The following is a 15,623-nucleotide window of genomic DNA, read 5'->3' on the forward strand; positions in this document are numbered from 1 at the left end:
TGGGGGGCACCAGTACCGCCGGGTGCCCCCCACTTCCATGCCCTGGGAGGATCTTGTGTACAAGCTGCTGTTCGACCTCGTGTTCAAGAAGATGGACCCCGAGAAGGCCCACCACCTGGCCTTCTTCTGGATCCGGCTGGCCTCCTCGGTGCCCGGCCTGCGCGGCCTCGTCCGGCTGGTGCTCGCCCCGCGCGACCGGGCGCTGCGCACCGACGCCCTCGGCCTCGCCCTGCCGGGACCGTTCGGCCTGGCGGCCGGCTTCGACAAGAACGGGGTCGGCATCGACGGCCTGTCGATGCTCGGCTTCGACTACGTCGAGATCGGCACCGTCACCGGCGAGGCGCAGCCCGGCAACCCGCAGCCGCGGCTGTTCCGGCTGGTCGAGGACCGCGCGCTGATCAACCGGATGGGCTTCAACAACCAGGGCTCGGCCCGGGTCGCCGCCCGGCTGGCCGCGCGCCCGCACACCAGCTCCACCCCGGTCGTCGGCGTCAACATCGGCAAGACCAAGCTGGTCGAGGAGGCCGACGCGGTCGCCGACTACGTGAAGTCCACCGAGCGGCTCGCCCGCTTCGCCGACTACCTGGTGGTCAACGTCAGCTCGCCGAACACCCCCGGGCTGCGCAACCTCCAGGCCGTCGAGCACCTGCGCCCGCTGCTGAGCGCCGTGCGCGAGGCCGCCGACCGGACCACCCCGCACCATGTGCCGCTGCTGGTCAAGATCGCCCCCGACCTGGCGGACGAGGACATCGACGAGGTCGCCGACCTGGCCCTGGAGCTGGGCCTGGACGGCATCATCGCGACCAACACCACGATCGGCCGCGAGGGCCTGCGCAGCGACGCCGCCCGGGTCGCGGAGATCGGCATGGGCGGCCTGTCCGGCGCCCCGCTCAAGGAGCGCGCGCTGGTGGTCCTCCAGCGGCTGCGCGCCCGCACCGGCGGCCGGCTGACGCTGGTGTCGGTCGGCGGCATCGAGACCGCCGAGGACGCCTGGCAGCGGATCGTCCACGGCGCCGACCTGGTGCAGGGCTACAGCGCCTTCATCTACGAGGGCCCGCTCTGGTGCCGGCGCGTCCACAAGGGCCTGTCGGCGCGCCTGCGGGCCGGCGGCTTCCGCAGCCTGGCCGCGGCCGTCGGCAGCGCGGTCGACGACCGCACGGCCGCCTGAACCCCTCGCTCCCTCCCTCACGCCCTCTCTCCCGCCCCCGGAAGGACGTCATGACCCTCGCCCCCTTCGGCGCCCGGCTGCGCCACGCCCTCGACACCCGCGGCCAGCTCTGCGTGGGCATCGACCCGCACGCCTCCCTGCTCGCCGCCTGGGGCCTGGAGGACACCGTCGCGGGCCTGGAGACCTTCAGCCGCACCGTGGTCGAGGCGCTGGCCGACCGGGTGGCCGTGCTCAAGCCGCAGGCCGCGTTCTACGAGCGCTTCGGCTCCCGGGGCGTCGCCGTCCTGGAGCGGTCGGTCGAGGAGGCCAGGGCGGCCGGCGCGCTCGTCCTGATGGACGCCAAGCGCGGCGACATCGGCTCCACCATGGCCGCCTACGCGGAGGCCTTCCTGGCGCCCGGCAGCCCGCTCTTCTCGGACGCCGTCACGGTCAGCCCCTACCTCGGCTTCGGCTCGCTGCGCCCGGCGCTGGACCTGGCGAAGGCGAGCGGCGCGGGCGTGTTCGCGCTGGCGCTCACCTCCAACCCGGAGGGCGCGGAGGTGCAGCGCGCGATCGGCGCCGACGGCGAGCCGGTCGCCGCCTCGGTGCTGCGCCAGCTGGCCGAGGAGAACGCCGGGGCCGAGCCGCTGGGCTCCTTCGGCGCGGTGGTCGGGGCCACCCTGGCCGACGCCGGGGTGGACCTGGCGATCAACGGCCCGCTGCTGGCCCCCGGCATCGGGGCGCAGGGCGCGACCATGGCCGACCTGCCGCGGGTGTTCGGCGCCTCGGTGCGCAATGTCGTCCCGAGCGTCAGCCGGGACGTGCTCAAGCACGGTCCCTCGGTGGCGGTGCTGCGTTCGGCTGCGGACCGTTTTGTCCAGGAGTACGCCGAGGCGGTCAAGTAGCGGACGGCATGGCGGGGTTCGCCCCGGAGGACGCTCCGCAGCACCCTCGTGACGGGTTGCGACAGGGCGGGCGGGACGGCGGTCCGACGTGAGCGCCGTCACATCGGCGCCGCCAAAGCTTCGCAATCATGGTCATTTTGCCCTGGAAAGTCCTGGTCGGCCTTGGCTGACCAGGACTTTTCGTGTTCTTTTCCTGACGCGGCGCCGCAATCCGGGTAGTGTCCGGCGATAGGTCATCGAAGAGCCGCGAATACTGCTGCTCTCGCAGGTCAGGGGCGGCGCGTCGCTCTCTGGCCGGTGTCCTGGGAACCACAACAGTCCTAGTTCAATCCCTTCCATCCACACCTGAGGTGAACGGCGTGGCTCTTCCGCCCCTTACCCCTGAACAGCGCACCGCCGCGCTCGCGAAGGCCGCCGAGGCTCGCCGGGAGCGCGCCGAGGTCAAGAACCGGCTCAAGCACTCCGGCGCCTCCCTGCACGAGGTGATCAAGGCCGGCAAGGCCGACAACGACGTGATCGGCAAGATGAAGGTCTCCGCCCTGCTGGAGTCCCTGCCGGGCGTGGGCAAGGTCCGTGCCAAGCAGATCATGGAGCGGCTCGGCATCTCCGAGAGCCGCCGTGTCCGTGGTCTCGGAACGAACCAGATCGCCTCCCTGGAGCGGGAGTTCGGCGGCGGTGCCGCCTGACCGTGCCCCCGTGGTCCCAGGATCGCCCGCGATCCGGGATAATCGGTGCATGAGTGAGCGTCCGCGGCTGACCGTGCTCTCCGGCCCCTCGGGGGTCGGCAAGAGCACGGTCGTCGCTCATATGAGGAAGCAGCACCCCGAAGTCTGGCTCTCGGTGTCGGCGACGACCCGCCACCCGAGGCCGGGCGAGCAGCACGGGGTCCAGTACCACTTCGTCGACAACGACGAGTTCGACAAGCTGATCGCCAACGGTGAGCTGCTGGAGTGGGCCGTGTTCGCGGGCAACCGCTACGGCACCCCCCGGGCGGCGGTCCAGGAGAAGCTGGAGCGCGGCGAGCCCGTGCTGCTGGAGATCGACCTGCAGGGTGCCCGTCAGGTGCGCGAGTCCATGCCCGAGGCGCAGCTGGTCTTCCTGGCTCCGCCGAGCTGGGACGAGCTGGTCCGCCGGCTCACCGGCCGGGGCACCGAGCCGCAGGACGTGATCGAGAAGCGGCTGGAGGCGGCCAAGATCGAACTGGCGGCCGAGCCGGAGTTCGACACCACCCTGGTCAACACCTCCGTCGAGCAGGTCGCCACTGAACTGCTAGCCTTGCTCGGTGTAGGCTGACCTGTTGTCTTTTTTTCCACCCTTTCGGAAGGTTTTCGCGTGTCCTCTTCCATGACCGCGCCCGAGGGCATCATCAACCCGCCGATCGACGAGCTGCTTGAGGCCACCGACTCCAAGTACAGCCTGGTCATCTACGCGGCCAAGCGTGCGCGTCAGATCAACGCGTACTACTCCCAGCTCGGCGAGGGCCTGCTGGAGTACGTCGGCCCGCTGGTCGACACCCACGTGCACGAGAAGCCGCTGTCGATCGCGCTGCGCGAGATCAACGCCGGCATGCTGACGGCCGAGGCGATCGAGGCCGCCTGAGGCGTCACCGCGTCTGCGGAAGGAAGGGCCCGTCGGAGTTCGCTCCGACGGGCCCTCCGTCTTTTCCGGTGCGGCTGCTTCTAGTGCTGCCGCTTCCGGTGCTGCCGCTTCCGACGGTGCCGTGCTTTCGTGGTGCGGCCGGGCGGGGTGCCGCTGTGCGGGTGATCGTCGGCGGGCCGTAGGGTTGGCGGGCATCCGGGAATCCGGGCGCCAGGGAATCCGGGCGTCCGGGACCGCCACGAGGAGAGCAGGCGACATGAGCGGCAGCACGGAGCGGACGGGCGCACCGCGCGTCGTCCTCGGCGTCAGCGGCGGCATCGCCGCGTACAAGGCGTGCGAGCTGCTGCGGCGGTTCACCGAGTCCGGCCACCAGGTCACCGTGGTGCCCACCGCGGCGGCGCTGCACTTCGTCGGCGAGGCGACCTGGGCGGCCCTCTCCGGCCGTCCCGCGGCCACCGAGACCTGGGAGAACGTGCACGAGGTCCCGCACGTGCGGATCGGGCAGAACGCCGACCTGGTCGTGGTCGCCCCGGCCACCGCCGACCTGATGGCCAAGGCGGCCCACGGCCTCGCCGACGACCTGCTCACCAACACCCTGCTCACCGCCCGCTGCCCGGTGGTGCTGGCGCCCGCGATGCACACCGAGATGTGGGAGCACCCCGCCACCCGGGAGAACGTCGCCACGCTGCGCCGCCGGGGCGTGATCGTGCTGGAGCCCGCCAGCGGGCGGCTGACCGGCAAGGACACCGGCAAGGGGCGGCTGCCCGAGCCGTCCGCGATCTTCGACGCCTGCCGGGCCGTGCTCCGGTACGGCGGCGAGCGGGCCGACCTGGCCGGCCGGCACGTGGTGGTCTCGGCCGGCGGTACCCGCGAGCCGCTCGACCCGGTCCGCTTCCTCGGCAACCGCTCCTCCGGCAAGCAGGGCTACGCGCTCGCCGCGACCGCCGCCGCCCGCGGTGCCCGTGTGACGTTGATCTCGGCCAACGCGGGACTGCCCGATCCGGCCGGGGTGGATGTGGTCCGGGTGGCAACCGCGCTGGAACTGCGGGAGGCGGCGCTGAAGGCCGCCGAGGACGCGGACGCCGTGGTCATGGCCGCGGCGGTGGCCGACTTCCGGCCCGCGGCCTATGCCGCCGGCAAGATCAAGAAGGTCGAAGGCGTCGAACCGGAGCCGGTCGCGCTCGTCCGCAACCCCGATGTGCTCGCCGAGCTCTCCGCCCACCGCACCCGTTCGGGCCAACTCGTGGTGGGATTCGCGGCCGAGACCGACAACGTCCTCGCCAATGGCCGGGCCAAGCTCGCGCGCAAGGGCTGCGACCTGCTGGTGGTCAACGAGGTGGGGGACGGAAAGGCTTTCGGGCAGGACGTCAACGAGGCCGTGGTACTGGGCGCCGACGGCACCGAGACCCCCGTTCCGGTGGGCCCGAAGGAGGCTCTCGCGGACGTCGTCTGGGACCTGGTCGCGGAACGGCTAGATCTGCGCGCCCATTGATCTCGAGGGGTGGGCAGACGGTCTTCGATTCCGGAATCACGTGACGTTTCTCGGAAGCTGACCGTTACACTCCAGGAATCAAGTCTTTCCGGAAGTCCCCGGTTCCGACCGGGGCCTTTCAGTCAGCAGCCGCTGCAACCCCAGGGAGCGCTGTGTCTCGCCGCCTGTTCACCTCGGAGTCCGTGACCGAGGGACACCCCGACAAGATCGCTGACCAGATCAGCGACACCATTCTTGACGCTCTCCTCCGTGAGGACCCGACTTCCCGGGTCGCGGTGGAGACGCTGATCACCACCGGCCAGGTGCACGTGGCCGGCGAGGTGACCACGAAGGCTTACGCGCCGATCGCGCAGCTCGTCCGGGACAAGATCCTGGAGATCGGCTACGACAGCTCCAAGAAGGGCTTCGACGGCGCCTCCTGCGGCGTTTCCGTCTCGATCGGCGCGCAGTCGCCGGACATCGCCCAGGGCGTCGACACCGCGTACGAGGCCCGGGTCGAGGGTGACGAGGACGACCTGGACCGGCAGGGCGCCGGCGACCAGGGCCTGATGTTCGGCTACGCGTCCGACGAGACGCCCGAGCTCATGCCGCTGCCGATCACGCTGGCCCACCGGCTCTCGCGCCGCCTCACCGAGGTGCGCAAGAACGGGACCATCCCCTACCTGCGCCCCGACGGCAAGACCCAGGTCACCATCGAGTACGACGGCGACAAGGCCGTCCGCCTCGACACCGTGGTGGTCTCCACCCAGCACGCGAGCGACATCGACCTGGAGTCGCTGCTCACCCCGGACGTCCGCGAGTTCGTCGTGGAGCCGGAGCTGAAGGCGCTCGCCGAGCAGGGCATCAAGCTGGTCACCGAGGGCTACCGGCTGCTGGTCAACCCGACCGGCCGGTTCGAGATCGGCGGCCCGATGGGCGACGCCGGCCTCACCGGTCGCAAGATCATCATCGACACCTACGGCGGCATGGCCCGGCACGGCGGCGGCGCCTTCTCGGGCAAGGACCCGTCCAAGGTGGACCGCTCGGCCGCGTACGCGATGCGCTGGGTGGCGAAGAACATCGTCGCCGCCGGCCTCGCCCGCCGCGCCGAGGTGCAGGTCGCGTACGCGATCGGCAAGGCGGAGCCGGTCGGCCTGTTCGTGGAGACCTTCGGCACCGAGACCGTGCCGGTCCTCGCGATCCAGAAGGCCGTCACCGAGGTGTTCGACCTGCGTCCGGCCGCGATCATCCGCGACCTGGACCTGCTGCGCCCGATCTACTCGCAGACCGCCGCGTACGGCCACTTCGGCCGTGAGCTGCCGGACTTCACCTGGGAGCGGACCGACCGGGTGGAGCAGCTGAAGAAGGCTGTCGAGGCCTGATCGGCTCATAGGATCGTTTGACGGCAGGTGGTGGCCGCCCGGCACTCCGGGCGGCCACCACCTGCCGTTTTGTCGGTGGACCTGCTGCTGTTCTGTCGGTGGGACCTGGTAGGACTGGGTGCGATGAGCAGCAGGCAGGGGAGTGGTGAGGACGGCGGGGTGGCGGGCGAGGAGGTCGAGGAGGTCGAAGGCGCGGGGGCGGTGAGCGAGGACGCCGGGGACGGCGGGGCGCCGGAGCAGCTGGCGTTCATCCGGGAGACGGTCCGGCGGGCCAAGCCGCGCAGCTGGCGCGGCGCGAAGCGGGCCGAGCACCTGCCGGTCGCCCGGGTGGTCGTCGACAAGGGCGTGCTCACCATCGACAAGTTCTTCGACTACGAAGTGCCCGCCGCGATGGCGGAGGAGGCCCAGCCCGGTGTCCGGGTCCGGGTCCGCTTCGGCGCGCGGGTGGTCAAGGGCCAGCGCGAGGGCGGGGAACTCCACGACGGATTCATTGTCGCCCGGCTGGAGAAGAGCGACTTCTCCGGGCCGCTGGCCCCGCTCGCGCAGGTCCTCTCGCCCGAACCGGTGCTCACCCCGCAGCTGCTCCGGCTCTGCCGCACCGTCGCCGACCGGTACGCCGGCACCCTCGCCGACGTCCTGCAGCTCGCCGTGCCGCCCCGGCACGCCAAGGCGGAGGCCGAGCCCTCGCCGCCGCCGTTGCCCCGCCCGGAGGCGCCCGCGCCCGGCGGCTGGTCCCGCTACCCGGCCGGACCGGACTTCCTGGCCTCGCTGGCCGGCGGCGGGGCGCCGCGCGCGGTCTGGACGGCCCTGCCCGGCCCCGGCTGGCCGTACGAGATCGCCCGGGCCGTCGCGGCCACCCTGGCGAGCGGGCGCGGCGCACTGGTCGTGGCGCCCGACGGCCGTTCGGTGGCCAGGGTCGACCGGGCGCTGACCGAACTGCTCGGCGAGGGCCGGCACGCCGTCCTGGCCGCCGACCTCGGCCCGCGCGAGCGCTACCGGCGCTGGCTCACGGTCAGCCGGGGCTCGGTGCGCGCGGCCGTCGGCACCCGGGCGGCGATGTTCGCGCCCGTGCACGACCTCGGACTCGTGGTCGTCTGGTCCGACGGCGACTCCAGCCACTGCGACCCGCGCGCCCCGCACCCGCACGTGCGCGAGGTCGCCCTGCTGCGCGCGGCCGAGGAGGGCGCGGCGGTGCTGCTCGGCGGGCACGTGGTCACCGTCGAGGGTGCCCAGCTGGTGCGGACCGGCTGGGCCAGGGCGCTGACCGCCGACCGGGAGACCGTCCGCCGGACCGCGCCCCGGGTCCGCACCGTCACCGACCTCGACCAGCACCGGGACGCCGCCGCGCAGGCCGCCCGGCTGCCCTCGATCGCCTGGGAGGCCGCCCGCGAGGGCCTGGCCGCCGGTGGTCCGGTGCTCATCCAGGTGCCCCGGCGCGGCTACGTGCCCCGGCTGGCGTGCGGGCGCTGCCGCACGCCCGCCCGCTGCCGGCGCTGCGAGGGCCCGCTGGAGGCGGCAGGGGCCGACGCGCCCCTGAACTGCGGGTGGTGCGGCGAGGAGGAGCGGGACTGGCACTGCCCGGAGTGCGGGTCGTTCCGGCTGCGGGCGCAGGTGGTGGGTGCCCGGCGGACGGCCGAGGAGCTCGGCAAGGCGTTCCCCAGGGTCCCGGTGCGGACCTCGGGGCGGGACGCGGTGCTGGCCACCGTGCCGGACGAGCCGGCGCTGGTGATCTCCACGCCCGGGGCCGAGCCGGTCGTCGAGAGCGGCGGCGGGTACGCGGCGGCGCTGCTGCTGGACGGCTGGGCGCTGCTCGGCCGCCCCGACCTGCGGGCCGGGGAGGAGGCGCTGCGGCTCTGGGTGGCCGCCGCCGCCCTGGTCCGGCCGGCCGGGGAGGGCGGGACGGTGGTGGTGGTCGCCGAGCCGACCGCACGGGCGGTGCAGGCGCTGGTGCGCTGGGACCCGCTCGGGCACGCCGGGTTCGAGCTGGACGAGCGGGCGCAGCTGCACTTCCCGCCGGTGGCCCGGATGGCCTCGGTGACCGGGAGCCCGGCGGCGGTGGCGGACCTGTTGAACCTGGTCCGGCTGCCGCAGGACGCGGACGTGCTCGGGCCGGTGCCGGTGGCGGCGCTGCGGGGGGAGGAGCAGGAGCGTGCGCTGCTGCGGGTGCCGCCCGGGCAGGGGGCCGCGTTGGCGGCGGCGCTGAAGGCGGCGCAGATCGCGCGGATCGCGTTGCGGACGCCGGAGGTGGTGAAGGTGCGGATCGATCCGACGGACATCGGCTGAGGCGGTGGTCCGGCGGTTCGGTGCTGCGTTCGGCGGGTCGGTGGTGCGTTCGACGGATGGTGCCGGACGGCGGGTGGTGCCGGACAGCGGGTGAGGGGCGCGGCGTTCGTGCGTCCGCGGCCCTCACCCGGCGTCCGGGTGGTGCGTCAGCCGCGCAGGGGGACGCCGGAGCGGTCCAGCGCGGTGCGGTCGACAGTGCTGCGGTCGACGGTGCCGCGGTCGAGCGTGCCGCGGTCCAGGGCGGTGCGGTCGAGACCGCCCTGGCGGGCGGCCGGGACGGTCGCGGCCAGGCCGGTCGGGGCGGGGGAGCGGTCGCGCTCCACCGCCGGGTGGCCCGGGACGGTGGGGCCCGGGGGGGTGTGGGCCGGCGGGTGGCCGGCCGCGGCGTGCTGCGGGGTGTGGGTCGCGGGGTGCGGCGCGGAGTGGCCGGAGAGCTCCTCGGAGCGGTCCGGGCGGGTCGGGTTGGGCACTGCGCCGCCCGCCGCCAGCAGCTCGCCGGTCGGCCGGCGCATGCCGTAGCGGCGGTGCACCGCCTGCTTGGTCACCCCGAGGGCCGAGCCCACCGAGTCCCAGGAGAACCCCAGCGCGCGGTCGAACTCGACCGCCGCCGCCACCAGCGTCTCCACGCTCTCCCGCAGTTCCTGCGCCAGCCGCACCGTCGGCGCGGGGGCACGTCCGTACACCACGAAGCCCGCGGAGGTGCTGGGGCGACGGGGGCGGTAGACGTTGCCCAACTGGGCGGTGAGCGTCCGCAGCGCGTCGACCTGCCGCCTCACCCGCTCGATGTCCCGCACCAACAGGTGCAGGCTCGCCCGCGCCCGGGCGTCGTGGTTGATCTGCTCGGCCATGGCCTACGTGCCGCCTTCCGTACGGTTCACTCGACCGGAGCGCCCTTCCCGCGCGCTCCGGCCACGGTCAATCCCCCTTGACCAACGCCGGACCGGCCACCGGGGTCACGCAGGCGGGGTGAGCGGGATATGCCAGAACCTCGTGCGGGCGGATTGCATAGACTTGCCGACGGCCGCGCGCACACCGCCCGGCCCGCCCGTTCCCAGCAGCTGGCACCCCGACGGACAAGGAGCCCGTGCCCGTGGCGATCCAGCCGATCCGAATCTTCGGAGACCCTGTCCTGCGCGCCACCGCCCAGCCCGTCACCACCTTCGACAAGGAACTCCGCACCCTGGTCGGGGACCTCACCGAGACCATGCTCGACGCCCCCGGTGCCGGTCTTGCCGCGCCTCAACTCGGCATCTCGCTGCGGGTGTTCACCTACCACGTGGACGGCGTCACCGGGCATCTGATCAACCCCGACCTGTCGCTCAGCGAGGAGGAGCAGGAGGGCCCCGAGGGCTGTCTCTCGCTCCCCGGCCTGCGCTACGACACCCGGCGCGCGTACGGGGTGGTCGCCCGCGGCTTCAACATGTACGGCGACCCGGTCACCGTCGAGGGCACCCAGTTGCTGGCGCGCTGCATCCAGCACGAGACCGACCACTTGGACGGCATCGTCTTCATCGACCGCCTCGACCCGGAGCAGCGCAAGGCCGCGCTCAGGGCGATCCGGGAGACGGACTGGGGCTCCGGTCCGGTGCCGGTGGTCAAGGTCTCCCCGCACAACACCTTCGGCGCGGCGCGCTGAGCGCCGGCCCGGCTGTCCCTCCTCCGTTCCTGAACTACGTCAACTCAGCACTGCAGAAAGGCACTTGATGCGCCTCGTGTTCGCCGGCACCCCCGAGGTCGCCGTTCCCGCCCTGGACGCCCTGCTCGCCTCCGACCGGCACGAGGTCGTCGCGGTGGTCACCCGCCCCGACGCCCCCTCCGGCCGGGGCCGCAAGCTCGTCGCCAGCCCCGTCGCCCAGCGCGCCGAGGAGGCCGGGATCGAGGTCCTCAAGCCGGCGAAGCCGAGCGACCCCGACTTCGTCGCCCGGCTCACCGAGCTCGCGCCCGACTGCTGCCCGGTCGTCGCCTACGGCGCCCTGCTGCGCCCCGGCACCCTGGAGATCCCGAAGCACGGCTGGGTCAACCTGCACTTCTCACTGCTCCCCGCCTGGCGCGGCGCCGCGCCCGTCCAGCACGCGGTGATGGCCGGCGACGAGGTCACCGGCGCGTCCACCTTCCTGATCGAGCAGGGCCTGGACTCCGGCCCGGTCTACGGTGTGATCACCGAGGAGGTCCGCCCCGCCGACACCAGCGGCGACCTGCTCGGCCGGCTCGCGCACTCGGGTGCCCGGCTGCTCGCCGCCACCATGGACGGCATCGCCGACGGCAGCCTGCACGCCGTCCCGCAGCCCGCCGAGGGCATCACCCTCGCCCCGAAGATCACCGTCGAGGACGCCCGGATCGACTGGACCGCGCCCGCGCTGCGGGTCGACCGGGTGGTGCGCGGCTGCGCGCCCGCGCCCGGCGCGTGGACCGAGTTCCGCGGCGAGCGGCTCAAGGTCACCGGCCCGGTCACCCTGGTGCCGGCCTCCGCCGAGCTCGCCCCGGGCGAGCTGGCGGTCGGCAAGAACAGCGTCCGGGTCGGCACCGGCAGCCACGAGGTCGAGCTGGGCGAGGTGCGGCCGCAGGGCAAGAAGGCCATGCGGGCGGCGGACTGGGCGCGCGGCGCGCGGATCGAGTCCGGCGAGCGCCTGGGCGAGCGCACCGCGGAATGAGCCGGGCCGGGCGGGTCGGCGGGCACTTTGCAAAGTGTGCGAGGACTTTGCAAAGTGCACTTTGCAAAGTGCACGCCGACGCCCGGAGCGCGGACACCCGGACATCCCTGGCGAGGGCGTCCGGAACGGCACGAGCTGAGCCGGTTCGGGTTTCGCGTTACTGTTCGAGAGATCACGACATAACCTCCGTAGCACCTTGAGGCACATCCCATGAGCACGACCAGCAGCAATTCCGGCACCACCTCCGGCGCGTCCGGCGGAAAGCGCGCCCCGCGCCCGCACCGGCGCCCGAAGAAGGACCCCGCCCGGATCGTCGCCTTCCGCGCCCTGCGGGCCGTCGACGAGCGCGACGCCTACGCCAACCTGATCCTGCCCTCGCTGCTCCGCGAGGCCGAGCAGAAGGGCATGGACCGGCGCGACGCGGCACTCGCCACCGAGCTGGTCTACGGCACCCTCCGGCTCCAGGGCACCTACGACGCGGTCATCGCCGCCTGCATCGACCGCCCGCTCAGCAAGGTCGACCCGCCGGTCCTCGACGTCCTCTCGCTCGGCGCCCACCAGTTGCTGACCACCCGCATCCCCAGCCACGCCGCCGTCTCGGCCACCGTCGAACTCGCCCGGGCGGTGCTCGGCGACGGCAAGGCCAAGTTCGTCAACGCCGTGCTGCGCCGGATCAGCGCCCACGACCTGGACACCTGGCTGGAGCAGGTCGCCCCGCCGTACGACAAGGACGCCGAGGACCACCTCGCCGTCGTGCACTCCCACCCGCGCTGGGTGGTCGCCGCCCTGTGGGACTCGCTCGGCCGCTGGCAGCCCGGCGCCGCCGGGCGCGAGGCGATGGAGGAGCTGCTCCGCGCCGACAACGAGCGCCCCGAGGTCACCCTGGTGGCCCGGCCCGGGCGGATCGCCGTCGGCGAGCTGGCCGAGACCCTGCCGGAGGCCGAGCCGGGCCGCTGGTCCCCGTTCGCGCTGCGGCTCGCCGAGGGCGGCGACCCGGGCTCGCTCGCGGCCGTGCAGGACAACCGGGCCGGCGTCCAGGACGAGGGCAGCCAGCTGGTCGCCCTCGCCCTCGCCGCCGCGCCGCTGGACGGCCCGGACCGGCTGTGGCTCGACGGCTGCGCCGGCCCCGGCGGCAAGGCCGCGCTGCTCGCCGCGCTCGCCGCGGAGCGCGGGGCCGCGCTGGTCGCCAGCGAGAAGCAGCCGCACCGGGCCCGGCTGGTTGCCCGCGCCCTGGCCGGCAACCCCGGCCCGTACACCGTGATCGCCGCCGACGGCACCAAGCCGGCCTGGAAGTCCGGCGGCTTCGACCGGGTGCTCGTCGACGTCCCGTGCTCCGGCCTCGGCGCCCTGCGCCGCCGGCCGGAGGCCCGCTGGCGTCGCCGGCCGGCGGACGTCGCCGCCTTCGGGCCGCTCCAGCGCGACCTGCTGCGCTCGGCCGTCGAGGCCACCCGGATCGGCGGCGTGGTCGGCTACGCCACCTGCTCGCCGCACCTCGCGGAGACCAGGGCGGTCGTCGACGACGTGCTGCGGGACGAGGGCGGCCGGGTCGAGTGGATCGACGCCCGCCCGCTGCTGCCCGGCGTGCCGGCCCTCGGCGACGGCCCCGACGTGCAGCTCTGGCCCCACCTGCACGGGACGGACGCGATGTACCTGGCCCTGCTGCGCCGCACGGCGTAGGGGTTGTCGGACAACCCCTGAAGCTTGTTGCAGAAGTGTGGGTGGGGGCAGGTCGGTGTTCGGCGTTGTCCTTCTCCTGGGTCCGTAGGAGGAGGCGGCCGACGCCCGCTGGGCCCTGGTCGAACCCACCCTCACCGCCTGGCGCTACCTCCCGCACGACCACCCGCCGCACCGGACCGTCTGCGCCTACTTCGCCCGCCGGCAGTGCGACGGGGTGTTCGAGCAGCTCAACGGCCTCCTGAGGTGGGCAAGCAGCAGACGACCTGAACGCGGCCAAGGACTCCACGGGCGGCCGCCAGCGCCGAGTACGCCACGGTCGAGGCCGTCCGGACCGCCGTCAACGTCGCTGAGCCGCGGGCCCCCGCCCGACGGCCGCCCGCGCCTACCCCGGCCCGACCAGCCCGCACTCGTACGCGAAGATCACCGCCTGCACCCGGTCCCGCAGACCCAGCTTGGCCATGACCCGGCCGAGATGCTTCTTCACCGTGGGCTCCGCGAGACCGAGGGCGGCGGCGAGTTCCGTGTTGGTCAGGCCGCGGGCGGCCCCCAGCAGGACCTCCCGCTCGCGCGCGGTCAGCACGCGCAGCCGCTCCGCGTCGCCCCCGGCGGCGGGGAGCCGGTGCGCGAAGCGGTCCAGCAGCCGCCGGGTCACCCGGGGGGAGACCACAGCGTCCCCCCGGGCCACGTCGCGGATCGCCCCCAGCAGTTCCTCCGGCCGGCTGTTCTTCAGCAGGAAGCCGGAGGCCCCGGCACCCAGCGCCTCGAAGGCGTACGCGTCCAGGTCGAAGGTCGTGAGCACCAGCACCCGCGTCCCGGGCGCCTCGCGCAGCAGCAGCCGGGTCGCCTCGATGCCGTCGGTTCCCGGCATCCGCACGTCCATCAGCACCACGTCCGGCCGCAGCCGCCGCGCCAGCTCCACCGCCGCCGCCCCGTCGGCCGCCTCCCCGACCGGCTCCATGTCCGGCTCGGCGCGCAGGATCATGCCGAACGCCAGCCGCAGCAGTTCCTCGTCGTCCACCAGCAGCACCCGGACGCTCACGGCGCGCCCCCGGGATCCAGCCGCACGAAGACCCGCCAGCCGTCGCCCGGCCGCGGGCCCGCCTCCAGCACCCCGCCGAAGGCCGCGGCGCGTTCCCGCATCCCCGTGAGGCCCAGCCCGGACCCGGCGGATCCCGTCCGCCCGACCCCTCCGGCCCGCCCGTCGTCGGTCACCTCGACCGTGACCGCCCCCGGCGCGCAGGACACCCGCACCTCGGCGCGCGTCCCCTGCGGCGCGTGGCGCAGGACGTTGGTCAGCGACTCCTGGACGAGCCGGTGCACTGTCAGCTGCGCCGCGGCCGGCACCCCGGCGGCCTCGCCGTCCACCCGCAGCCGGGTCACCAGGCCCGCCGCCTCCATCCGCTCGCACAGCGCCCCGAGCTGCCCGATCCCCGGCGGCGACCGCCGGTCGTCCCCTGGCCCGGCGTCGGTACCGGCGTCGGTACCGGCGTCCTGGAGCAGGCCCAGCGCCCGCCGCATGTCGGTCAGCGCCTGCCGCCCCGTCTCCGCGATCCGGGCCGTCACGGCGGAGGCGTCGGCCGGCCGCGCGTGCCCGAGCGCGTCCGCCAGCGCCACCACCACCGACAGGCCGTGCGTCACGCTGTCGTGCAACTCCCTCGCGATCCGGGCGCGTTCCTCCTCCACCGCCCGACGCTCCCGCTCGTCGCGGTCCCGTTCCAGCCGCGCCAGCCGCTCCGCTCGCGCTGCCCGCCGGATCCGGGCGTTCGCCCCGAGCAGCGCGCTCGCGGCGACCGCCGCCGTCATCGCGGCGGCCGAGGCGAGGAACCGTCCCTCGGGCGCCCAGCGTGCCGCCGCCAGCACCGCCCCGGCCACCGCCACCAGACCCGCCGCCCACGCCGACCGGTACGGCGCCCGCGCGGTCACCGTCCCGAGGGCGACCAGCAACGCCGCGTCGGCCGGCAGCTGAACACCCAGCAGCCACTGCGCGAGCGCCGCGGCGGCAGTCACGCCGAACACGGAGCGGGGCGCCCGCCGCCGCCACACCAGCGGGAGGACCAGAGCGGTCTGCAGCGCGAAGCCCGTACCGTCCGCCACCCGCCCCGGCCCGAGCGTCAGCAGGAACAGGGCCGCCGCGAGCGCGGCGTCCACCACCAGGGGCGGCACCCGCCCCGGCAGCCGGGCGGGGGCGCCCGGCGGGGCCGTCCGTACCGCGCCGGTCTCGGTCATCGTGTCCGTCCTCGCGTCCGCGTCGTCCGGCGTCCTCGCCGGAGCCCCACGGTAGGGCCCCGCGCCCGCGAAGGCGTCCGCCCACCGGCGGAGACCGGGGAGACCGGGGAGACCCCGGGACACCGGGGCCTCCTCCGTGCGAAGGAGCGGACGCAGCCCGGGGAGACCCGCGACCACCGGTGGGATCGTCCCCCGGCAGGGCGCCCCGCACCCCCGGTGGCGAAACCCTGGTGGCGACCCCGCAGCCGTACCCGCCCGAGGAGCCCGCCCATGCCCCCGACC

At 74.3% G+C, this 15,623-nt stretch carries 13 protein-coding genes and 1 pseudogene; 11 read left to right on the top strand and 3 right to left on the bottom strand.

Annotated features, from left to right (window positions below; all coding sequences use genetic code 11):
• The first annotated feature begins 55 nt into the window (after positions 1-55).
• The 8 genes from ADK60_RS04265 (at position 56) to ADK60_RS04300 (ending at position 8,787) form a co-directional block, all read left to right on the top strand.
• Entirely contained in the window at positions 56-1,168 is a 1,113-nt protein-coding gene (locus ADK60_RS04265; protein WP_045938339.1) for a quinone-dependent dihydroorotate dehydrogenase, read from the top strand.
• Positions 1,169-1,218: 50 nt separating this feature from the next.
• Positions 1,219-2,052, top strand: a complete 834-nt coding sequence (gene pyrF / locus ADK60_RS04270; protein ID WP_053643335.1) for an orotidine-5'-phosphate decarboxylase — start codon at positions 1,219-1,221, stop codon at positions 2,050-2,052.
• A 359-nt stretch (positions 2,053-2,411) separates the two neighbouring features.
• Positions 2,412-2,738, top strand: coding sequence for an integration host factor, actinobacterial type (gene mihF / locus ADK60_RS04275; RefSeq protein ID WP_030056187.1), 327 nt, complete (start codon positions 2,412-2,414; stop codon positions 2,736-2,738).
• A gap of 49 nt (positions 2,739-2,787) precedes the next feature.
• On the top strand, positions 2,788-3,345 hold the full coding sequence (gmk, locus tag ADK60_RS04280; RefSeq protein ID WP_043471804.1) for a guanylate kinase: 558 nt from the start codon (positions 2,788-2,790) through the stop codon (positions 3,343-3,345).
• 39 nt (positions 3,346-3,384) lie between these two features.
• Complete coding sequence (gene rpoZ / locus ADK60_RS04285) at positions 3,385-3,651, top strand: DNA-directed RNA polymerase subunit omega (RefSeq protein ID WP_030240625.1); 267 nt, start codon at positions 3,385-3,387, stop codon at positions 3,649-3,651.
• 256 nt (positions 3,652-3,907) lie between these two features.
• Positions 3,908-5,143, top strand: coding sequence for a bifunctional phosphopantothenoylcysteine decarboxylase/phosphopantothenate--cysteine ligase CoaBC (coaBC, locus tag ADK60_RS04290; RefSeq protein WP_045938341.1), 1,236 nt, complete (start codon positions 3,908-3,910; stop codon positions 5,141-5,143).
• A gap of 152 nt (positions 5,144-5,295) precedes the next feature.
• Positions 5,296-6,504 carry a methionine adenosyltransferase gene (metK, locus tag ADK60_RS04295; RefSeq protein ID WP_043471798.1) on the top strand — a complete coding sequence of 403 codons (1,209 nt, stop codon included), beginning with the start codon at positions 5,296-5,298 and terminating at the stop codon, positions 6,502-6,504.
• Positions 6,505-6,627: 123 nt separating this feature from the next.
• A complete protein-coding gene (locus ADK60_RS04300; RefSeq protein WP_079008038.1) occupies positions 6,628-8,787 on the top strand; it encodes a primosomal protein N' in 2,160 nt (719 codons plus the stop codon).
• A 290-nt stretch (positions 8,788-9,077) separates the two neighbouring features.
• On the opposite strand, the pseudogene ADK60_RS48305 reads toward ADK60_RS04300, so the two are convergent.
• Positions 9,078-9,635 (bottom strand): annotated as a pseudogene (locus ADK60_RS48305) (hypothetical protein); the annotation flags it as partial.
• 242 nt (positions 9,636-9,877) lie between these two features.
• Here ADK60_RS48305 and def point away from each other — a divergent pair.
• The 3 genes from def to ADK60_RS04320 all read left to right on the top strand — a co-directional run bounded on the left by def (position 9,878) and on the right by ADK60_RS04320 (position 13,115).
• On the top strand, positions 9,878-10,423 hold the full coding sequence (gene def / locus ADK60_RS04310; RefSeq protein WP_045938342.1) for a peptide deformylase: 546 nt from the start codon (positions 9,878-9,880) through the stop codon (positions 10,421-10,423).
• A 67-nt stretch (positions 10,424-10,490) separates the two neighbouring features.
• Positions 10,491-11,438 carry a methionyl-tRNA formyltransferase gene (gene fmt, locus ADK60_RS04315; RefSeq protein ID WP_053643337.1) on the top strand — a complete coding sequence of 316 codons (948 nt, stop codon included), beginning with the start codon at positions 10,491-10,493 and terminating at the stop codon, positions 11,436-11,438.
• A 210-nt stretch (positions 11,439-11,648) separates the two neighbouring features.
• Positions 11,649-13,115 (top strand): RsmB/NOP family class I SAM-dependent RNA methyltransferase, encoded by a 1,467-nt coding sequence (locus ADK60_RS04320; protein ID WP_045938344.1) that lies wholly within the window; start codon positions 11,649-11,651, stop codon positions 13,113-13,115.
• Positions 13,116-13,497: 382 nt separating this feature from the next.
• On the opposite strand, the gene ADK60_RS04325 is transcribed toward ADK60_RS04320, so the two are convergent.
• Complete coding sequence (locus ADK60_RS04325) at positions 13,498-14,154, bottom strand: response regulator transcription factor (RefSeq protein ID WP_045938345.1); 657 nt, start codon at positions 14,152-14,154, stop codon at positions 13,498-13,500.
• Positions 14,151-15,341: a sensor histidine kinase gene (locus ADK60_RS04330; protein WP_053643338.1), complete on the bottom strand. Its 1,191-nt coding sequence runs from the start codon at positions 15,339-15,341 to the stop codon at positions 14,151-14,153. The genes ADK60_RS04325 and ADK60_RS04330 overlap by 4 nt, the downstream gene beginning before the upstream one ends.
• Between the last annotated feature and the right edge of the window lie 282 nt (positions 15,342-15,623).

Origin of the sequence: Streptomyces sp. XY431, from assembly GCF_001279805.1 — a bacterium.
Classification (GTDB): Bacteria; Actinomycetota; Actinomycetes; order Streptomycetales; family Streptomycetaceae; genus Kitasatospora; species Kitasatospora purpeofusca.